This is a genomic window from Comamonas sp. NyZ500 (genome assembly GCF_016772095.1).
Lineage (GTDB): Bacteria > Pseudomonadota > Gammaproteobacteria > Burkholderiales > Burkholderiaceae_C > Comamonas > Comamonas thiooxydans.
The window spans coordinates 192,265-211,545 of sequence record NZ_JAEIJE010000006.1; the positions used below are offsets into that span (position 1 = coordinate 192,265).

17 protein-coding genes are annotated in these 19,281 nt (G+C 63.2%); 12 read left to right on the forward strand and 5 right to left on the reverse strand.

Translation table 11 applies throughout. From position 1 onward, the window contains the following. Positions 1 to 22 precede the first annotated feature (22 nt). Complete coding sequence (gene gap / locus JAO85_RS11975) at positions 23 to 1,021, reverse strand: type I glyceraldehyde-3-phosphate dehydrogenase (protein ID WP_003060372.1); 999 nt, start codon at positions 1,019 to 1,021, stop codon at positions 23 to 25. Between the two features lie 141 nt (positions 1,022 to 1,162). Further along, entirely contained in the window at positions 1,163 to 3,211 is a 2,049-nt protein-coding gene (tkt, locus tag JAO85_RS11980; RefSeq protein WP_202788140.1) for a transketolase, read from the reverse strand. 153 nt (positions 3,212 to 3,364) lie between these two features. Here tkt and JAO85_RS11985 point away from each other — a divergent pair, with 153 nt between their 5' ends. The 6 genes from JAO85_RS11985 (at position 3,365) to pyk (ending at position 10,154) form a co-directional block, all read left to right on the forward strand. Then, the gene (locus tag JAO85_RS11985) at positions 3,365 to 4,132 is read left to right on the forward strand and encodes a nucleotidyltransferase family protein (protein WP_202788141.1); all 768 of its coding nucleotides are present in this window, start codon (positions 3,365 to 3,367) and stop codon (positions 4,130 to 4,132) included. 3 nt (positions 4,133 to 4,135) lie between these two features. Then, positions 4,136 to 5,164 carry a hypothetical protein gene (locus JAO85_RS11990; RefSeq protein ID WP_202788142.1) on the forward strand — a complete coding sequence of 343 codons (1,029 nt, stop codon included), beginning with the start codon at positions 4,136 to 4,138 and terminating at the stop codon, positions 5,162 to 5,164. A gap of 172 nt (positions 5,165 to 5,336) precedes the next feature. Further along, positions 5,337 to 6,164, forward strand: a complete 828-nt coding sequence (locus JAO85_RS11995; protein WP_039050306.1) for a sulfite exporter TauE/SafE family protein — start codon at positions 5,337 to 5,339, stop codon at positions 6,162 to 6,164. Positions 6,165 to 6,195: 31 nt separating this feature from the next. Next, positions 6,196 to 7,605, forward strand: coding sequence for an aminopeptidase P N-terminal domain-containing protein (locus JAO85_RS12000; RefSeq protein WP_039050305.1), 1,410 nt, complete (start codon positions 6,196 to 6,198; stop codon positions 7,603 to 7,605). Between the two features lie 22 nt (positions 7,606 to 7,627). After that, on the forward strand, positions 7,628 to 8,407 hold the full coding sequence (locus JAO85_RS12005) for a CPBP family intramembrane metalloprotease (RefSeq protein ID WP_012840250.1): 780 nt from the start codon (positions 7,628 to 7,630) through the stop codon (positions 8,405 to 8,407). Between the two features lie 310 nt (positions 8,408 to 8,717). After that, positions 8,718 to 10,154 (forward strand): pyruvate kinase, encoded by a 1,437-nt coding sequence (gene pyk / locus JAO85_RS12010; protein WP_004340286.1) that lies wholly within the window; start codon positions 8,718 to 8,720, stop codon positions 10,152 to 10,154. 157 nt (positions 10,155 to 10,311) lie between these two features. On the opposite strand, the gene JAO85_RS12015 is transcribed toward pyk, so the two are convergent. Genes JAO85_RS12015 through JAO85_RS12025 form a run of 3 tightly spaced genes read right to left on the reverse strand, consistent with a single transcriptional unit; the run spans position 10,312 to position 12,307 of the window. After that, positions 10,312 to 10,887, reverse strand: coding sequence for a phosphatase PAP2 family protein (locus tag JAO85_RS12015; RefSeq protein WP_202788143.1), 576 nt, complete (start codon positions 10,885 to 10,887; stop codon positions 10,312 to 10,314). Positions 10,888 to 10,913: 26 nt separating this feature from the next. Then, entirely contained in the window at positions 10,914 to 11,669 is a 756-nt protein-coding gene (locus JAO85_RS12020; RefSeq protein WP_202788144.1) for a phosphatase PAP2 family protein, read from the reverse strand. Positions 11,670 to 11,716: 47 nt separating this feature from the next. Further along, positions 11,717 to 12,307 carry a phosphatase PAP2 family protein gene (locus tag JAO85_RS12025; protein WP_202788145.1) on the reverse strand — a complete coding sequence of 197 codons (591 nt, stop codon included), beginning with the start codon at positions 12,305 to 12,307 and terminating at the stop codon, positions 11,717 to 11,719. Between the two features lie 155 nt (positions 12,308 to 12,462). On the opposite strand from JAO85_RS12025, the gene JAO85_RS12030 reads away from it, so the two are divergent. The 6 genes from JAO85_RS12030 to JAO85_RS12055 all read left to right on the forward strand — a co-directional run bounded on the left by JAO85_RS12030 (position 12,463) and on the right by JAO85_RS12055 (position 19,278). Next, positions 12,463 to 13,158 carry a response regulator transcription factor gene (locus JAO85_RS12030; RefSeq protein WP_004340295.1) on the forward strand — a complete coding sequence of 232 codons (696 nt, stop codon included), beginning with the start codon at positions 12,463 to 12,465 and terminating at the stop codon, positions 13,156 to 13,158. Between the two features lie 5 nt (positions 13,159 to 13,163). Further along, complete coding sequence (locus tag JAO85_RS12035; RefSeq protein ID WP_041744695.1) at positions 13,164 to 14,513, forward strand: two-component sensor histidine kinase; 1,350 nt, start codon at positions 13,164 to 13,166, stop codon at positions 14,511 to 14,513. A 130-nt stretch (positions 14,514 to 14,643) separates the two neighbouring features. Further along, positions 14,644 to 15,708 (forward strand): class II fructose-bisphosphate aldolase, encoded by a 1,065-nt coding sequence (gene fba, locus JAO85_RS12040; protein ID WP_004340312.1) that lies wholly within the window; start codon positions 14,644 to 14,646, stop codon positions 15,706 to 15,708. A gap of 213 nt (positions 15,709 to 15,921) precedes the next feature. Then, positions 15,922 to 17,598 (forward strand): long-chain-fatty-acid--CoA ligase, encoded by a 1,677-nt coding sequence (locus tag JAO85_RS12045; RefSeq protein WP_012840246.1) that lies wholly within the window; start codon positions 15,922 to 15,924, stop codon positions 17,596 to 17,598. A 259-nt stretch (positions 17,599 to 17,857) separates the two neighbouring features. Continuing rightward, positions 17,858 to 18,391 carry a cupin domain-containing protein gene (locus tag JAO85_RS12050; protein WP_003072476.1) on the forward strand — a complete coding sequence of 178 codons (534 nt, stop codon included), beginning with the start codon at positions 17,858 to 17,860 and terminating at the stop codon, positions 18,389 to 18,391. An 8-nt stretch (positions 18,392 to 18,399) separates the two neighbouring features. After that, entirely contained in the window at positions 18,400 to 19,278 is an 879-nt protein-coding gene (locus JAO85_RS12055; RefSeq protein ID WP_087863883.1) for an alpha/beta fold hydrolase, read from the forward strand. Positions 19,279 to 19,281 lie beyond the last annotated feature (3 nt).

Sequence of the window (19,281 nt, forward strand, 5' to 3'; positions counted from 1 at the left end):
TTTTTGCATGTAATCGTGAAGATTACTTGGCCACCACGCGCACCATTTCCAGGCACTTGTTGGAATAGCCCCACTCGTTGTCATACCAGGACACGACCTTCACAAAGGTCTTGTCCAGGGCGATACCGGCTTCGGCATCGAACACGGAGGTGCAGGTCTCGCCGCGGAAGTCGGTGGCGACGACCTTGTCTTCGGTGTAACCCAGCACGCCCTTCAGAGCGCCTTGGGACTGGGCCTTCATTTCGGCGCAGATTTCTTCGTAGGTGGCTTCGCTGTTCAGCTCCACGGTCAGGTCGACCACGGACACGTCAGACGTTGGCACGCGGAAGGACATGCCGGTCAGCTTCTTGTTCAGCTCGGGGATCACCACGCCCACGGCCTTGGCAGCGCCAGTGCTAGAGGGGATGATGTTTTCCAGAATGCCGCGGCCACCGCGCCAGTCCTTGTTGGAAGGGCCGTCCACGGTCTTTTGCGTGGCGGTCGCTGCGTGCACGGTGGTCATCAGGCCGCGCTTGATGCCCCACTTGTCGTTCAGGACCTTGGCCACGGGAGCCAGGCAGTTGGTGGTGCACGAAGCATTGGAGATGATGGCTTCGCCCTTGTAAGTGCCGTGGTTCACGCCGAACACGAACATGGGGGTGTCGTCCTTGGAAGGAGCGGACAGGATGACCTTCTTGGCGCCTGCGTCGATGTGCTTCTGGGCGGTTTCCTTGGTCAGGAACAGGCCGGTGGACTCGATCACGATGTCGGCGCCGACTTCGTTCCACTTCAGGTTGGCGGGATCGCGCTCTTGCGTCAGGCGGATCTTCTTGCCATTGACGACCAGGGTGTTGCCTTCGACAGAAACTTCACCGTCGAAGCGACCGTGCACGCTGTCGTACTTCAGCATGTAAGCCAGATAGTCGGGCTCCAGCAGGTCGTTGATGCCGACGATTTCGATGTCGGAGAAGTTTTGCACTGCGGAGCGCAGCACGTTGCGGCCAATGCGGCCGAAGCCGTTGATACCAACCTTGATCGTCATAGTTGCCTCGTAGATAGTGAGTAATGAAAAACCGGAGCGGATTGTGCCCGGACTCGGCACCCTGGGCCTGGTCCGGATGGCTGAGGACTGCGGGTGAGCAAACTTCAGCCGGAAAAAAGGGGCACGAGGCCCCTTTTGCGCTTACTTGCCAGCGTTCTGCAGGGCGACCTGCACGGTGTCGGCCACATTCTCGGCGGTGAAGCCGAAGTGCTTGAACAGCACACCTGCGGGAGCGGACTCACCGTAGGTGTCGATACCGACCACGGCGGCGCAGCCGTACTTCCACCAGAAGTCGGTCACGCCCATTTCCACGGCGATGCGGGGCAGGCCGGCGGGCAGCACGGCCTTCTTGTACTTCACATCCTGCTTGTCGAAGGTCGTGGTGCTGGGCATGGAGACCACGCGCACGGCGATCTTGCGTTCGGCCAGCTGCTTCTGGGCAGCCAGAGCCAGCTGCACTTCGGAGCCGGTGGCGATGATCACGGCCTGGGCCTTCTTGCCCTTCAGGCCCACATCCTTGGGCTCGGAGAGCACGTAGGCGCCGCAGGCGATGTTGTCCAGCGCGTCTTCGCTCTTGGGCGAGTAAGCCAGATTCTGGCGGCTCAGCAGCATGGCTGTGGGCTTGTTCTTCTGGCTCAGGGCCACGGTCCAGGCCACGGCGGTTTCCGTGGTGTCGGCGGGGCGCCACACGTCCAGACCGGGGATCAGGCGCAGGGAGGCTGCGTGCTCGATGGACTGGTGGGTGGGGCCGTCTTCGCCCAGGCCGATGGAGTCGTGCGTGAAGACGTGGATCACGCGCTGCTTCATCAGCGCGGCCATGCGGATGGCGTTGCGGCTGTAGTCGGAGAAGGTCAGGAAGGTGCCGCCGTAGGGGATGAAGCCGCCATGCAGCGCCACACCGTTCATGATGGCGGCCATGCCGAACTCGCGCACACCGTAGTTGATGTGGCGGCCGATCTGGCCTTCTTCGGTCTTGACCACGGCACCCTTGTCGTCCACGCGGAAAGAGGGGGTGGACTTGGTGTTGGTCAGGTTGGAGCCGGTCAGGTCGGCAGAGCCGCCCAGCAGCTCGGGCAGAGCGGCTGTCAGGCCTTCCAGAGCCAGCTGGCTGGCCTTGCGGCTGGCCACGGTGGCGCCGGCGTCATGGGCGTCGGAGGCGATCTTGGCGGCGATTTCACCGAAGTTGGCGGGCAAATCGCCAGCCATGCGGCGCGTGAACTCGGCGGCTTGCTTGGGGAAGGCGGCGGTGTAGGCAGCGAACTTTTCGTTCCAGGCAGCTTCGGCCTTGGTGCCCAGATCCTTGGCGTTCCAGTCGGTGTAGACCTCGGCAGGGATCTCGAAGGGGCCGTAGGTCCAGCCCAGAGCAGCGCGGGTCAGTGCAATTTCTTCTGCGCCCAGAGGTTCGCCGTGGGCCTTGGCCGTGTCCTGACGGTTGGGCGAGCCCTTGCCGATATGGGTCTTGCAGCAGATCAGTGTGGGCTTGTCGGCGCTCTTCTTGGCGGCGGCGATGGCCTTGTCCAGGGCGTCCACGTTGTGGCCGTCCACGGCGCGGATCACGTTCCAGCCGTAGGCTTCGAAACGCTCGGGCGTGTTGTCGATGAACCAGGGAGCAACCTTGCCGTCGATGGAGATGCCGTTGTCGTCGTACAGAGCGATCAGCTTGTTCAGCTTCCAGGCACCGGCCAGCGCGGCGGCTTCATGCGAGATGCCTTCCATCAGGCAGCCATCGCCCAGGAACACATAAGTGTGGTGGTCGACGATCTCGTGCTTGTCCTTGTTGAACTCGGCAGCCAGCAGCTTTTCAGCCAGTGCGAAGCCCACGGCATTGGTGATGCCCTGGCCCAGAGGGCCGGTGGTGGTTTCCACGCCGACAGTGATGCCCACTTCGGGGTGGCCGGCAGTCTTGCTGTGCAGCTGGCGGAAGTTCTTCAGCTCTTCGATGGGCAGGTCGTAGCCGCTCAGGTGCAGCAGCGCATAGATCAGCATGGAGCCGTGACCGTTCGACAGAATGAAGCGGTCGCGATTGGCCCAGTGAGGGTTCACGGGGTTGTGCTGGAGGTGGCGGCTCCACAGCGCTACGGCCATGTCGGCCATGCCCATGGGGGCACCGGGGTGGCCGGAATTGGCTTGTTGAACGGCATCCATTGCGAGTGCACGGATTGCATTCGCCATATTTTGAGTGTTGGCCATCAGGGCGCTCCGAAAAGGAGGGGTAATTCTGCTAAGCCCATTATTTTAATGGAGGCCCAATTTTCGCAGGCGGGATGCGGGTCAATGCTCTACAGTGCAACCCCAGAAACAGGTGTCTTGCGCACCTCAAACCGTGTTGAAAAGCTGATTGCAATGACTGTAGAAAACGCTGCCCCCCTCCTGGTGCAACCCCCTGCAATGCTGCTGGCCGCAGGCCGGGGCGAGCGCATGCGGCCTCTGACCGATATCACGCCCAAGCCGTTGCTCAAGGTGCAGGGCGTTCCGCTGCTGCAGCTGCACCTGCAGGCGCTGCAGGCTGCGGGCGTGGCACGGGCCGTCATCAATACCGGCTGGCTGGGGGCGCAGATTCCCGCGTATTTCGGCGATGAATTCGTGCCGCAACCCGATGGGGGCGCGAGCGCGAAGCTAGGGCTTTCCTATTCGGAGGAACCCGAGAAAGCCTTTGAAACCGCTGGCGGCATCAGCCGCGCCCTGCCTCAGCTGGGCCGGGTTTTCTGGCTGGCCGCAGGCGATGTCTATGCGCCGGATTTCTGCTTTGCGGTGCAGGATGCCCAGGCGTTTGCGCACAGCGATGAACTGGCCCATCTGTGGCTGGTGCCCAATCCTGCACACAATCCGCGTGGCGACTTTGGTCTGAGCGAGGACGGCAAGGCGCTGGATCTGTCTGCCGACGACGAACGCCCGCGCTATACCTACAGCACGATTGCGCTCTTGAAAGCCGAGCTGTTTGCAGCACCGTGGTTCGATGTGCAGCCCGGAAACCCCGAAGGCCTGCGCGCCCCGCTGGCCCCGCTGCTGCGCCGCGCCATGCAGGACGGCCGCGTGGGGGCCTCGCTCTACACCGGTCGCTGGGTCGATGTGGGCACGCCCGAGCGACTGGCCGAGCTCAATCAGGGCTGAGACATGAGGGCACGCAGCATCGACTGGCAAGGCCCGCACATCGTCCACGCCTGCACTGCGCAGGCTGGCTGGGGCCAGTTGCTGCTGCTGACCGAGGACGGCGGCTTGCATGCGTTGAAGCTGCCAAGCGGCCGGAGCCAGCAACTGGCGCAGCTGGATTTGCCAGAGCCGACACCGCCTGCGCCGCACTGGCCGCATGGCTTCAAGGTGCATTGCGCGCTCAGTGGCGACTATGCGGTGATTGCAGATGATGGAGGCACATTTGGCGTGCTGGTGAATTTGCGTACGGGCGAGCGCGTCGTGCAGCTTTTTGGGGGCGACTACCACCCCAGGACCGTGCCTTTTTCCATCGCATTTGTCCAGCACCAGGGCCGCGATGTGCTGATTCACCGCACGCAGTGGAACCGGCTCGATGCCATGGATTGCGCGACGGGCGAGAACCTGACCGAGCGCGATGGGCTGGCGTTCGAGCAGCCGCACTATCTGGATTATTTTCATGGCCGTCTTCTGCCCAGCCCTTCGCAGCAATGGCTGCTGGACGACGGCTGGGTTTGGGCACCCGTGGGCATTCCCGCCGTGTGGTCGCTGCCCGCCTGGCTGGATGGCAATCGCTGGGAGTCCGAGGACGGCCCCTCGCGCAAGCGGCTGGCGCAGGGCGAGGGCTGGGATCAGCCCTGCGTGTGGCTGGATGACTCGCGCGTCGCGATCTGGAACGTCGGCAACTGGGATGACGATGGCTTTGGCGACTGCCTGCATGCGCCGGGCGTGGTGATCTTCGATATCCATGCGCCTGTGCCCGAGGAAGGCCATGCGGGCCAGCTCTGGCCCATGCCCGGCCTGCCGCCTGCCCGACATCTGCACTGCGTGAGCGGTCGCTTGCTGGTGGTGGGCGAAGGGCAGGGCTGGCTATGGGATGTGCCAACCCGCGAGCTGCTTTGTCACTGGCCGGATTTCGCGCCCCAAGGCTGGCATGCGCAGCGTGGCGATCTGATCGAGTGGTCGGCGCAGCAGATCAAAATACTTACCCCATGAATTACCTTGAAAACCATGGCAACAAAGAGCTAGAAGCTATGAGTTGAGGAGCTTCTCTGTGGATTGCACGAATGCTTGTCATGGCAAGCGTCTGCTATGCTTTTTAATTTTCTGACTGGCGCAACCGGATGCAAATCCACAGTTCCTCTTGTGGCCGTCATCGGGTGAGTGCATGCAAATCGTTTTCTTCATGGCTCTGGTGGGGCTGGCCGCGTTCTGCCAGAACCTCACGGGCTTCGCGTTCGGGCTGATCTTTGTCGGCGTGGCAGGGGCCACGGGCCTGATGAATATTGCCGATGCGGCCAATGTGGCCTGTCTGCTGTCCATCATCAACGGCATCAGCTATATGCGCGCCTACCGCTTCGAGCCGGACTGGGTCATGCTCAAGCCCATGCTCATCAGCAGCGTGCTGGGCGTGGTCGGCGGGGTGCTGCTGCTGCACTGGCTCAGCGGCAATACGCTCAACGGCCTGCGCATGCTGCTGGGCCTGGTGATCGTGCTGTGCGCCATGTTGCTGCTGATGCAGAAGAAGGCGCTGGACCAGCCCTCGGGCCCTGTCTCGATGTGGGTGGCCGGCGTGTCGTCGGGGCTGCTCGGCGGTTTGTTTGCCACGCCCGGCCCGCCCATGGTCTATCACCTCTACCGCCAGCCGCTGGATCGCATGCTGGTGCGCCACTGCCTGTTTGCCATGTTTGTCTCCTGCTCCTTGCTGCGCGCTGCCATGGTGGCTGTGGAGGGGCAACTGAACTGGGCGGTCATGGGCTGGACGGCACTGGCCTTTCCTGTCGTCACGGGCGTGACCTGGTGGAGTGCCAGACATCCGCCCGCCTGGCCCAAAAGGCTGGTGGAATGGCTGGTCTGCGGCCTGCTGATTCTGTCCGGGGCAAGTCTGCTCTGGTCGGGCTGGCGCGCGAGTCAGCCCGAGGCCCTGGTGCCCGGTGATGCGATGGCGCTGCTGGCCACCGGGATTCAGACCGACACAAGGGCAGGAGCGCAATAGCTGACATCCGCAGATGTAAGCTGATGTACAGATGCCCGGCCAGCATTACGATATGCCCATGACTTCTGTATATGCCCAACGCCGCGCACGCTTGGCCGCCCAGTTGGGCGACGGCGGTGTCGCCATCATCCCTACGGCTCCCGAGCTGCATCGCAACCGCGATACCGAGTATCTGTATCGCCACGACAGCTACTTCTACTACCTCACGGGCTTTTCCGAGCCCAATGCCTGCCTGGTGCTGACCAGCGACGGCAAGAGCGTGCTGTTCTGTCAGCCCAAGGATCTGGAGCGCGAGGTCTGGACCGGCTATCGCCTGGGCCCCGAGGCGGCCAAGACCAAGCTGGGCATGGCTCAGGCCTTCTCCAGCGATGAAATCAATTCCCGCCTGCCGCGCCTGCTGGAAAACCGTGAGCGCGTCTGGTTCCCCTTTGCCACCCACAAGGGCCTGGCCGAACAGGTCGAAGGCTGGCTCAGTCAGGTGCGCGCCCGCTCGCGCTTTGGCGTGCTCTGTCCCACACAGCAGGGCGATGCCTGTGCGCTGCTGGACGAGATGCGTCTGGTCAAGGACCTGCATGAGCAGGACATCATGCGCCGAGCCGCGCAGATCAGTGCCCAGGCCCATGTGCGTGCCATGCAGCGCTCGGCCCGCATGATCCGCAATGGCGAGGAGGTGCGCGAATACCATCTGGACGCCGAGCTGCTGCACGAATTCCGCCAGCATGGCTCGCAGTACGTGGCCTACGGCTCCATCGTGGCAGCCGGTGCCAATGCCTGCGTGCTGCACTATCAGGCCGACAAGGCTCCGGTGCGCGCGGGCGAGCTGGTGCTGATCGATGCGGGCTGTGAACTGGATGGTTATGCCAGTGACATCACGCGCACCTTCCCGGCCGACGGCAAGTTCAGCGGGGCGCAGCGTGCGCTGTACGACCTGGTGCTGGCCAGCCAGGAAGCGGCGATTGCCGTCACCAGGGCCGGCAAGCGCTTCAACGACCCGCATGACGCCACCGTCGCCGTGCTGGCCCAGGGCATGCTGGACCTGGGACTGCTGGACCGTACCAAGTACGGTACGGCCGAGGATGTGATCGAGTCGCGTGCCTACTTCCAGTTCTACATGCACCGCACCGGCCACTGGCTGGGCATGGATGTGCATGACTGCGGCAGCTATGTGGAACCCAGCGAGCTGGGCGTGATCAGCGAGCGCAAGGACCCCATCTCGGGCGAAACCATTGCCAATCGCCCCAGCCGCATCCTGCGCCCCGGCATGGTCACGACGGTAGAGCCGGGCATCTATGTGCGTCCTGCACCCGGCGTGCCCGAGCAGTTCCACAACATCGGTATCCGCATCGAGGACGATGCCATCGTCACCGAGACCGGCTGCGAGCTCATCACCCGCGGCGTGCCGGTCAAAGCCGACGAGATTGAAGCGTTGATGCGTGACTGAGAGGCCTGAGCCAGGGTTCAACATGCCGCAGACCTTTGCCCACCTGTCTCATCGCGCTGCGGCCAGGCCACAGTCTGCCGCGCGCATGGGCTTGCTGCTTTGGTTGCTGGGTCTGCCAGGCGTGGTGGCGCTGGCCTGGACGACGCCGCCAGCCTGGCTGGCCGCTCTGGCCAGTGGCGGCTCCGACATTGTGGTCGGCTGGGCCGCGACGGCGGGTTTGAGCGTCCTGCTGGCGCTGAGCGTGGGCCTCGGGGTCCGGCTGGGCCCGAGGCTGGGCTTGAGCGCACCATTGATTCATGCCGTGGCCGAGGGACGCATGCCCTGGCGCGGCGTGCGCGTGCTGAGCCTGCCAGGCGTGGCGGGCGGCGTGATCGGTGCCGCCTGGCTGGTGACGTTGGCCGTGGTCTGGCCCGAAAGCATGTCTTTTGTGGACCCGGCCTACGGCCTGCCGCTATGGCCCAAGCTGCTCTACGGCGCGATTACCGAAGAGTTGCTATTGCGTCTTGGCATGCTGACCGGCGTGATGTGGATGTTGTGGAAGGCCTTCGGCAGCCCCAGGCAGCGCCCGGACTGGCGGCTGGGCTGGGCGGCGATTGCATTGGCTGCCTTGCTGTCCGGCTGCATTCCGGTATTTCTGGGCTGGACCGTGGTCGGCGAGCTGCCGGTGCCGGTCGTACTGCAGCTGTTGGTGTGTGAAAGCGTCTACGGGTTGCTGGCGGGCATCATGTTCTGGCGCTACGGACTCGAGGCCGCCATGCTCACGCATGTGGTGACCTATCTGCTCTCGCACGGGCTGATCTGAGGCCTGCACATTTGAACCTGCCGGGCAAAACTGTTTCGACGCGGTCTTTGATGCGCTGCAGCAGGCGCGCCGATTCGGGCGCGAGTTTCGCTCTTATGCTTCTGAATCAGTAGCTGCAAGCGCTTGAAATATAAACATTTCATGCTCGATGTGACCTGAGTTCAATCATTGACATGCGTAGATAGCTACTGTTTTTGCGGTCCTGTGGCTGGCTTGTCGGGTGCGGCAGCAGCGTGCAAGATGCAGTCATGTAACCGCATTCGTGCCAGAATTGAAACCCGATTACATTCCATCGCGAGAGAGACATTTCATGCAAGTGAGTCGTGCTACCAAGATCGTCGCCACACTGGGCCCCGCTTCCAGCGATCCGCAACTGCTTGAACAAATGGTGCGCGAAGGCGTGAACGTCGTGCGCCTGAACTTCAGCCATGGCAAGGCGCAGGACCATATCGACCGTGCCACCATGGTGCGCGAGGCTGCCCAGCGTGCAGGCCGCGAAGTGGCCATCATGGCCGACCTGCAGGGTCCCAAGATCCGCGTCGGCAAGTTTGCCGAGGGCAAGGTCATGCTCGAGCCCGGCGAGCGCTTCGTGCTCGATGCATCGCGCACCGAACTGGGTGACATCAACGGCGTGGGCCTTGATTACAAGGAGCTGCCCCGTGACGTGAAGGCCGGCGATGTGCTGCTGCTCAACGACGGCCTGATCGTGCTGACCGTGGACGCAGTGCGCGGTGAAGAGGTACACACCGTCGTCAAGCTGGGTGGCGAGCTGTCCAACAACAAGGGCATCAACAAGCAAGGTGGCGGCCTGACGGCTCCCGCACTGACCGCCAAGGACATGGAAGACATCAAGACCGCGATGTCCTTCCAGGCCGACTACGTGGCCGTGAGCTTCCCCAAGAACGCCACCGACATGGAAATGGCGCGCCAGCTGTGCAATGTGGCCGCTGCCCAGTACGGCCACAAGCCCGGCCTGATCGCCAAGATCGAGCGTGCCGAGGCCATTCCGCGCCTGGAAGAGATTCTCAAGGTCTCCGACGGCATCATGGTCGCCCGTGGCGATCTGGCCGTGGAAGTGGGCAATGCCGCCGTGCCCGCGCTGCAAAAGAAGATGATCCGCATGGCGCGCGATATGGACAAGGTGGTGATCACCGCGACCCAGATGATGGAGTCCATGATCACCAACCCCGTGCCCACCCGTGCCGAAGTGAGCGACGTGGCCAATGCCGTGCTGGACGGCACCGATGCCGTGATGCTGAGCGCCGAAACCGCTGCCGGCAAGTACCCGCTGGAAACAGTGCGTGAAATGGCCGCCATCTGCGCCGCTGCGGAAGCGGCCGAAGACCGCGTCAAGGATGCCGACTTCAGCAACAGCCAGTTCAAGCGTACCGACCAGGCGATCGCCATCGGCGCGCTGTTCACCGCTCATCATCTGGGTGCCAAGGCCATCGTGGCGCTGACGGACTCCGGCTCGACAGCGCTGTGGATGAGCCGTCATCGCATCCATATTCCCATCTACGCTCTGACACCCAAGCTGGCCACGCAGCGCAAGATGGCGCTGTACCGCAACGTGCGCCCTCTGCTGATGGACACCAGCGCCGAGCGCGACATGGCGCTGGACCAGGCCAAGGGCCATTTGCTGGCCCGCGGCATCGTGCAGTCCGGCGATGTCTACGCCATCACCTGCGGCGAGCCCATGGGCCAGCCCGGTGGTACCAATATGCTCAAGATCTGCAGGGTGGAGTGAGCCCCCTGAGCGGCTATGCCGCTTCCTCCCGAGGGGGACGGCATCTTCGCTGCGAGGCGGCTCTTGCTCGATGCCTCTGACTTGAAGCATGCCTCATCAAAAAAGCTGCCAGTGCTTATGAATAAAGCGCTGGCAGCTTTTGTTTTTGTAGCGTACTTCAGGCGATCTGGGGTTGCAGGCGGCGCTTGAGCTGTTTGCGGCGCTGCGCTTGTTTGAGCTGCAATGCGCTGCGCCAGACGAGTACCGCGCTGACGGTACCGACCAGCATGCCGGCCAGAATATCCGAAGGGAAATGCACGCCGAGCACCACGCGGCTGAGTGCCACGCTGGTGGCGAGAAGCCATGCGACAACAACCAGCCAGCGCTGATGTCTGCCCACGCCCAGGTTGACGCCCTGAGCCAGGGCAAAGGCGCCGGCGGCGTGCATGCTGGGAAAGCTGGCGCTGGCACCATGTGATATCCACTGCATGCCCATGCCCAGTTGCGCCGGCCTGGGCATGGGAAAGCCCCAGCGAATCAGACGGCAGGTCACCCAGGCACATGCCATGGACAGCAAGGCCAGTTGCAGGCTGCGCCGCCAGCCTTTGCCAAGTGCCAGCATGGCGGCAATTACGGGCAGGGCGCACAGGCCGGGCAACCAGTTGGAGGCGAAGCGCGAGGCCTGAATCCACCACAGCGGGCTCTGGGTGTTGGCATTCAGAAAGTGAAATACGGGGGCATCGAAAAGCAGCATGAATGACCTTTGCGTGTGTGCTGCGCTCAGTCCTGGGCAAGCAGTTCGTCGGGAGAAAGGGCTGCATCCGCCGGTGCCTGGTGCGCCAGGCGGCGGGTGGTCAGCAGATCGCAAAACCAGCTGGCCGTCCAGCACAGCCAGGCGGTCCACAGCGTGTGGCTCATGAAGTGAGCGCCGCGCATCTGCTGCGCCAGGCCCAGGGCAAAACCTGCAAGCAGAGCCGTGGCAAGCCACAGGCGCGCTGCGCGTGGCAGATCGTGGCGCAGCGCGAAGTAGCCGCTGATGAAGGCAAAGCCCGCCGAGGCGTGACCGGCCGGAAAGCAGTGGCCGCCGCCGCCATCCGTGACACCCCAGGCCCAGTGCGAGACATAGTGGCCTACACCGCCGAAGTCGGCGAGGTCCCAGGGGCAGCTGGTCACGCTGATGCGTTTCATCAGCGCCATGATGATGAGCGAGACCAGTGCGCCCACCACCAGTTGTATCCGGCGTGGGTAAGACACTTTTCGCATCCAGCCGATAGGCCACCAGATCATCAGGCTCAGCCCCATGACGATGGCCCAGGCCAGTTTGCGCGCACCTTCATGGGCAATGTTGACCATGAACCAGTCGTTCTGCAGGGCAAAGCCCTGGCTGCTGCCAAACCAGTGCGCCATGGGCATGTCCAGGCTGCTCATGTCCCAGGCCAGTACGCAGGCCAGGGCGACGACGGTCCAGCTCAGCAGGGCTGGAGTGGAGGCTTGGCGAAGAGGCGGGAGGGGGAGCGAGGGGGCGGACAACTTCATGGCCGCCACGATAGAAAGCGCTTCTTAACAAGCGCTTAAGGTCTTGCTCAAGCCTGGGCTGTCCAGGCGCTGCGCAGGCGTTTGAGATGCGGCATGACGCGCAGATGGCGGCGGCGGCGCAGCCGCAAGGCGATATGCCAGACGATGAGCGCGCCGCTGATGCCCACCAGCGCGCCGGCCATCAGATCGGACGCAAAGTGCACCCCCAGATGGACGCGGCTCCAGGCGATGCCGATGGCGGCTATCCAGGCCAGCCAGACCAGTGGTTTGCGGTGGCGGGTTGCGCCCAGGCTGAGGGCCATGGCCAGGGCAAAGGCACCGCTGGCATGCAGGCTGGGAAAGCCGGCACGTCCGCCATGCTGAATCCATAGCGTGCCCAGATTGAGCTGGAACGGGCGCGGAGCCGGGAAGCCCCAGCGTATGAGTCTGGCGATCAGCCAGGCCGTGGCCATGGACAGCAGCAGCATCAACATGGTGCGGCGTGTTGCCGGTGAGCCGAACACCAGGGCGATGAGGACAAGAATGCCGCTGAGATTGGGCAACCAGGCCGAGAGTGCACGTGCCAGCTGGATGCTGAACCAGTGCGTCTGGGCATCGGCATTGAACAGCGCAAACAGAAATGGATCGAAGAAGAACATGAAGGCGCTGCGGCAGATTGCGGCAATGGAGGGTGGCAGATGTTAAAGCGAAATGCTGGCTTGCGGATGTCAAGCCCATGCGCGATCAGGGGAGGTGGGTGTCGGCGTTGACCAGCCAGTTGAGCGGATGGCGAATTGCCGCGCACAATGTGTGCATGCGAATTCTGGTGGTCGAAGACAACGAAGGCATTGCAGCAGGGCTGCGAACCAATCTCATGCAGCGCGGCTATGCGGTGGACGTGTGCGCCAGCGTGGCCGAGGCCTGGCATGCCCTGAGTGCCGAGCGCTTCGATGCCGTGTTGCTGGACCTGGGTCTGCCCGACGGTGATGGCAGCGAGGTCGTGCGCCGCCTGCGCCTGCAGACAGGACGGCCCGGTGTGCCGCAACTGCCCGATCCGGCCACGCCGGTGTTGATCCTCACGGCACGCGATCAGGTGCAGGACCGGGTCGCGGGGCTCAATCTGGGGGCCGATGACTATCTGGTCAAACCCTTTGACATGGACGAGCTCGAGGCCCGCTTGCGCGCCATGATGCGCCGCGCGGCCGGTCAGGCATCGCCGGTGATCCGCCATGCGGATCTGGAGGTGGACCCGGCTGCCCGCACCATCCGTCAGGCGGGGCAGAAGGTGGAGGTTTCGCCGCGCGAATTTGCCGTGCTCTGGGCCTTGTTGCTGGCGCGCGGGCGGGTGCTGTCGCGCCCGCAAATCGAGGAGCATCTCTACAGCTGGGGGGATACGGTGGAGAGCAATGCCGTGGAGGTCTATGTCCACCATCTTCGCAAGAAGCTGGGCCAGAAGATCATTGTGACCATGCGCGGCGTGGGCTACTTCATGCCGCAGGAGCAGGAGTGAAGGCCATGCCGCAAACCGGCATGCGCCGCAGCTCGCTGCAGCTGAATCTGCTGGCCTGGATGTTGGGCGCGCTGGCGCTGGTCTGGGGCAGCTTCGTCATCTGGGGCTACCAGACCGGAGTGCACGAGGCCGATGAACTGACCGACGGACACCTGGCAGGAGTGGCTGCGCTGACCTTGAACTGGCATGTGCAGGACGATGTGCCGGTCGGACAGACCACGGCTGTCCAGCCGCCTGCAGGCCTGCACGCCCACGACTATCAGGAGTCGCTGAGCGTGGTGCTCTGGAATGCGCAAGGACTGCTGATCTCGCGCACCGGACAGGCGCCTTTACCGGATTTCGACATCGAGCAGGGCTTTGCCACGATTGGTGCGGATGAGCGCAAGGCCTGGCGCAGTTATACCCAGTGGAGCCACGACAAAACCGCCAAGGTCACGGTGATGATCGACCTGGCCGAGCGCGACAGTCTGGCCGACGACATCGCCATGCAGATGATAGAGCCGGGTTTCTGGCTGCTGCCGGTGATCGTGATTGCGCTGGGTGTGGCCATGCGCCGCGGCATGCGTCCTCTCAATCAGCTCACGCAACGCGTGGAGGCGCTGGATCTGGGCCGTGACCAGCGCCTCTCCGATGCCCATGTGCCGCGCGAGCTCTCGCCCATGGTCAGCTCGATCAACACCTTGCTCGACCGCCAGCAGGAGGCATTGGAGCGCGAGCGCAATCTGGCCAATGAAGTGGCCCATGAGTTGCGCACGCCGCTGGCCTCCATCGCTTTGCAGGCCCAGGCGCTGAAGTCGGGGGGGCAGACCGATACCGCTGTCATGCAGGCCGCGCTGCAGCGCATCGGCCGGGACGCCCTGCATGCCGGCCATGTGCTCGATCAGTTGCTGACCCTGGCCCGGGCTGGACGCGGCATGCTGGATGCCCCTTTGCAGACCGTGAACTGGGCCGATGTGGTGCGCAATGTGGCGGCGGCGCAGGCCCAGCATGCCTGGCAGCGTGAAGACATGATCTCCGTGGAGGCCCCGCAGGAGCTGCCGGTGCGCGGCAATGCGCTGCTGCTCGATTCGGCACTGCGCAATCTGGTGGAAAACGCCGTGCGCCACACGCCGATAGGCACGCAGATCGAGGTGCAGGCCGGCCTTGACAGCGTCCAGGAACGGGCCTGGGTGCAGGTCTGCGATGACGGCCGACGTGATGCCGCACCGGACCATGTGCCACCCGTGGACAGCCTGCATCTGGGCCATGAAATCGTCAGCCGTGTCATGCAGGCCCATGGCGGGCGCTTCATGGTGGCCGAGGCGCCGCAAGGCTTCACCACCTGCTATCGCATGGAATTACCGCTAGCCGGTTAAAATACCCGGTTACTAAGCGGTTACCGAAGCGTGGCCGCTGGTCTTTCCCCGGGCCACAGCTGTCGTGCGGCGCACTGCAGTGATTCATCGCCGGGGGCGTTGCCTCTCAAAACTTTGAACGGAACCCACCATGCCTTTGATCTCGATGCGCGAAATGCTGGACCATGCTGCTGAAAACGGCTATGGCATCCCCGCCTTCAACGTGAACAACCTGGAGCAGGTCCAGGCCGTGATGTCGGCGGCTGACGAAGTCGGCGCGCCCGTGATCCTGCAGGCCAGCGCCGGTGCCCGCAAGTACGCCGGTGAGCCCTTCATCAAGCACCTGATCCAGGCGGCTGCCGAGATGTATCCCCACATCCCCCTGGTGATGCACCAGGACCACGGCACCACGCCTGAGGTCTGCCAGGGCGCGCTGAACCTGGGCTTCGGCTCGGTGATGATGGACGGCTCGCTGATGAGCGACGGCAAGACCCCTTCGTCCTTCGACTACAACGTGGACGTGACCCAGAAGGTGGTGGCCATGGCCCACCAGATCGGCGCCACCGTGGAAGGCGAGCTGGGCTGTCTGGGCAACCTGGAAACCGGCGAAGCCGGCGAAGAAGACGGCATCGGTGCCGAGGGCAAGCTGGACCACAGCCAGATGCTGACCGACCCCGAAGAAGCCGCCGTGTTCGTCAAGGCCACCCAGCTGGACGCACTGGCGATCGCCATCGGCACCAGCCACGGCGCCTACAAGTTCAGCCGCAAGCCCACAGGCGACATCCTGGCGATCTCGCGCGTCAAGGAAATTCACGCCCGCATTCCCAACACCCATCTGGTGATGCATGGTTCCTCCTCCGTGCCCCAGGAACTGCTGGCCATCATCAACCAGTACGGCGGCAAGATGAAGGAAACCTACGGCGTGCCCGTGGAAGAGATCCAGGAAGCCATCAAGTACGGCGTGCGCAAGATCAATATCGACACCGACATCCGTCTGGCGATGACCGGCGCCGTGCGCAAGTTCCTGGCCGAGAACCCCGACAAGTTCGACGCCCGCGAATGGCTCAAGCCTGCCCGCGAAGCGGCCAAGCAAGTCTGCAAGGCCCGCTACATCGAGTTCGGCTGCGAAGGCCAGGGCGCCAAGATCAAGGGTTACAGCCTGGAGCAAATGGCCAAGAAGTACGCTGCCGGCGATCTGGCCCAGCTGGTCAAGTAAACTCAGGTTTGATAGCTGTCAGCGCTTTACCAGTAAGCGCTAGAGGCTGAAAACACTCAAAGCCCGCGGCCTGGTGCCTGCGGGCTTTTTTCATGGGTTTTGACTTCTGTTACCAAGGTGACCCGGCTTGTTTCCTAGGGTTACTACAGTATCGAACGACCGTGCTTTTTATCACAATGGCCGGATCAGACGATAAGACACGGAGACAGAAGAATGAGTGACCGTCCTTGGCTGAATGCATATCCAGAGGGAGTTCCTGCGGACATCGATGCGTCCCAGTATCCATCGCTGGTGGCCTTGATGGAAGAGGCATTTGCCAAGCATGCCGACAAGGTGGCCTATTCCTTCATGGGCAAGGAGCTGACCTTCGCCCAGGTCGATGCGCAGAGCAAGCTCTTTGCCGCCTATCTGCAAAGCCTGGGGCTGCAGCGCGGCGACCGCGTGGCGCTGATGATGCCCAATATTCCCCAGTACCCGGTGGCCGTGGCCGGGGTGCTGCGTGCCGGCTATGTGCTGGTCAACGTCAACCCGCTCTACACGGCACGCGAGCTCGAGCATCAGCTCAAGGATTCGGGTGCCAAGGCCATCGTCATCATCGAGAACTTCGCCAAGACCCTGCAGGACGGCATGCATGGCAGCGCCGTGCAGCACATCGTGCTCTGTGCCATGGGCGACGAGTTGGGGCTTTTGAAGGGCATGCTGGTCAATTACGTGGTGCGCTCCGTCAAGAAGCTGGTGCCGCCCTTCAGCCTGCCCGGTGCCGTGCGCTTCAAGGATGCACTGGCCAAGGGGCGTGGTGCGTCCTTGAACGCACCGGTGCTCAAGGCAGACGACATGGCTCTGCTGCAATACACGGGCGGCACCACGGGAGTGAGCAAGGGGGCTGTGCTGCTGCACAGGAACATCATCGCCAACGTGCTGCAGTCCGAAGCCTGGAACGAGCCCGCCATGAAGAAGGTGCCGGCCGGCGAACAGCCCACCAGCATCTGCGCGCTGCCGCTCTATCACATCTTCGCGTTCACGGTGAACATGATGCTGGCCATGCGTACCGGCGGCAAGACCGTGCTGATCCCCAATCCGCGCGATCTCAAGGCCACGCTCAAGGAGCTGTCCAGACATCGTTTTCACAGCTTTCCGGCCGTCAACACCTTGTTCAACGGACTGGCCAACCACCCCGACTTCGGCACCGTGGATTGGAGCCATCTCAAGGTCTCGGTGGGCGGCGGCATGGCCGTGCAGAGTGCCGTGGCCGAGCTGTGGCTCAAGAAGACCGGCTGCCCCATCTGTGAGGGTTACGGCCTCTCGGAGACCAGCCCCTCGGTGACCTGCAACCCGGTCACGGCCACGGCTTACTCGGGCACCATAGGCGTGCCCCTGCCCAGCACCTATGTGAAGCTGGTCGGCAGCGACGGCCAGGACGTGAGCGAGCCGGGTCTGCCCGGTGAAGTCGCCGTGCTGGGCCCTCAGGTCATGGCCGGTTACTGGCAGCGCCCCGACGAGACCGCCAAGGTCATGACGGCCGATGGCTACTTCCTCACCGGCGACATCGGCACCATGGACGAGCGCGGCTTTGTGAAGATCGTGGATCGCAAGAAAGACATGGTCATCGTCAGCGGCTTCAATGTCTACCCCAACGAGGTCGAGGACGTGGTCTCCAACTGCCCCGGCGTGCTGGAGTGCGCGGTGGTCGGCGTACCCGACGAAAAGTCCGGCGAGGCCATCAAGCTCGTCGTCGTCAAAAAAGACCCGGCATTGACGGAGCAGGCCATCCGCGACTACTGCCATGCCAATCTGACTGGCTACAAGCGTCCGCGCCACATCGTCTTTCGCACCGATCTGCCAAAGACTCCCGTGGGCAAGATCCTGCGCAGGGAGCTGCGCGACGCCTGAGAGTTTTTCATCTTGTCCTTCAAGGCGAGTTCACAGGAGCGCTTGGCGCTCCTTTTTTTATGCCTGTTTTCAGGCCCGTGCCTGTGTGGGCGGGGCAAAACGCCACACCGATACCTGTCTCCACCGCAGCAACAAGGAAATGTGCTTGTTGATATCGGGCAAGTCTTCTTATAATTGTTTCGCCAAATGAACCTAGTTTTATTAGTAAAACAAAAAGCAGGTCGCTTTTTGTGTTCACCAACGGTTTCAGGAGAGACATATGAGCGAGATCGCACAAGACAACAGCGCCCGTACTTGGGATCGCCCCGAAGGCTCCAGCTTTGAAGACTGGATGAGCACACGCATTGCGCGCTTTGCCACGCGCAAGTACGACTTCGATGCCCTGAAGTTCCAGGCCGACTTTGATCCCAAATACCGCCGCGGCCAGATGCGTTACATCGGCACGGGCGGCACGGGCGTGGCCTCCGACAGCAACACCATTCCGTCGGAAAACTTCACCTTCTCCACCATGGTGATTCCCGCCGGCCATGAAGGCCCTTCGCATCTGCACACCGATGTGGAAGAAGTGTTCTTCGTGATGCGTGGCAAGCTCAAGCTGGTGCTGGAAAAGGACGGCGAGCGTTTCGAGACCATCCTGACCGATCGCGATGTGGTTTCGGTGCCGCCCGGCGTGTACCGCGAAGAGATCAATGTCGGTGATGAAGATGCGCTGATGTGCGTGATGCTGGGCGCCAAAAAGCCTGTTACTCCGACTTATCCGCCCGAGCATCCTCTGGCCAAGATCAAGCGCTGAGCTTTGTCATGCACGAGGATTTGCTGTCGCTGAAACAGCAGCTGCTGCAGACCGGTTTTCCCGAGCGGCTGGTGAAGCTTCCGCAGAAGGCCCAGGTCGCCTGGCGCGAGGCTGGCGACGCCAGCTCCGATTTTGCGGTGGTGCTGCTGCATGGCATCAGCTCCGGGGCTGCATCCTGGCTGGATGTGGCGCTGCAGCTGGGTGACAAGGCGCGCGTTCTGGCCTGGGATGCACCCGGTTATGGCGTGTCGACGCCGCTGGCCCAATCGGCGCCTGCCGATGCCGACTATGCACAGGTGCTGGCCCAGTCACTGCTGGTGCTCGGTGTGCGGCGCTGCCTGCTGGTCGGCCATTCCCTGGGCGCCCTGATGGCGGCCAGGCTGGCAGTCACGGCGGCCCCCGGGCTGGTCGAGCAACTGGTGCTCATCAGCCCGGCGGGCGGCTACGGCGCCCCAGCCAAGGCCGAGCAGCAGGCCAAGGTACGCGAGGGCCGCCTGGCGGCTCTGGCCGAGAAGGGCGTCGCCGGTCTGGCGGCCGTCATCGATCAGCGCCTGGTGTCCTCCGAGGCTCCTGAAGCCGTGCGTGCATGGGTGCGCTGGAATACGGCGCGCATGCAGCCGCAGGGCTATGCGCAGGCGGTCGAGCTGCTTTGCGGCAGCGATCTGGCACAGGCACGGGGCAGGCTTGGCATGCCGGTCGAGGTTTGGGTCGGCGAACACGATGTGGTGACTACACCTGCAGCTTGCAAGTCCTGGTCCGAACTGCTGGGCGCGCACTACGGTACGCTTGCGGCTGCCGGTCATGCTTCACCCGTGGAACAACCAATGGAGGTCGCGCATAGGCTGGCATCTTTGTTGAACCAAAGCTATTGCCCCAATACCAGCTGATTG

Coding starts and splice junctions, on each gene's coding strand:
- gap (WP_003060372.1), bottom strand. CDS start 1,021: ATGACGATCAAGGTTGGTATCAACGGCTTCGGCCGCATTGGCCGCAAC.
- tkt (WP_202788140.1), bottom strand. CDS start 3,211: ATGGCCAACACTCAAAATATGGCGAATGCAATCCGTGCACTCGCAATG.
- JAO85_RS11985 (WP_202788141.1), top strand. CDS start 3,365: ATGACTGTAGAAAACGCTGCCCCCCTCCTGGTGCAACCCCCTGCAATG.
- JAO85_RS11990 (WP_202788142.1), top strand. CDS start 4,136: ATGAGGGCACGCAGCATCGACTGGCAAGGCCCGCACATCGTCCACGCC.
- JAO85_RS11995 (WP_039050306.1), top strand. CDS start 5,337: ATGCAAATCGTTTTCTTCATGGCTCTGGTGGGGCTGGCCGCGTTCTGC.
- JAO85_RS12000 (WP_039050305.1), top strand. CDS start 6,196: ATGCCCGGCCAGCATTACGATATGCCCATGACTTCTGTATATGCCCAA.
- JAO85_RS12005 (WP_012840250.1), top strand. CDS start 7,628: ATGCCGCAGACCTTTGCCCACCTGTCTCATCGCGCTGCGGCCAGGCCA.
- pyk (WP_004340286.1), top strand. CDS start 8,718: ATGCAAGTGAGTCGTGCTACCAAGATCGTCGCCACACTGGGCCCCGCT.
- JAO85_RS12015 (WP_202788143.1), bottom strand. CDS start 10,887: ATGCTGCTTTTCGATGCCCCCGTATTTCACTTTCTGAATGCCAACACC.
- JAO85_RS12020 (WP_202788144.1), bottom strand. CDS start 11,669: ATGAAGTTGTCCGCCCCCTCGCTCCCCCTCCCGCCTCTTCGCCAAGCC.
- JAO85_RS12025 (WP_202788145.1), bottom strand. CDS start 12,307: ATGTTCTTCTTCGATCCATTTCTGTTTGCGCTGTTCAATGCCGATGCC.
- JAO85_RS12030 (WP_004340295.1), top strand. CDS start 12,463: ATGCGAATTCTGGTGGTCGAAGACAACGAAGGCATTGCAGCAGGGCTG.
- JAO85_RS12035 (WP_041744695.1), top strand. CDS start 13,164: ATGCCGCAAACCGGCATGCGCCGCAGCTCGCTGCAGCTGAATCTGCTG.
- fba (WP_004340312.1), top strand. CDS start 14,644: ATGCCTTTGATCTCGATGCGCGAAATGCTGGACCATGCTGCTGAAAAC.
- JAO85_RS12045 (WP_012840246.1), top strand. CDS start 15,922: ATGAGTGACCGTCCTTGGCTGAATGCATATCCAGAGGGAGTTCCTGCG.
- JAO85_RS12050 (WP_003072476.1), top strand. CDS start 17,858: ATGAGCGAGATCGCACAAGACAACAGCGCCCGTACTTGGGATCGCCCC.
- JAO85_RS12055 (WP_087863883.1), top strand. CDS start 18,400: ATGCACGAGGATTTGCTGTCGCTGAAACAGCAGCTGCTGCAGACCGGT.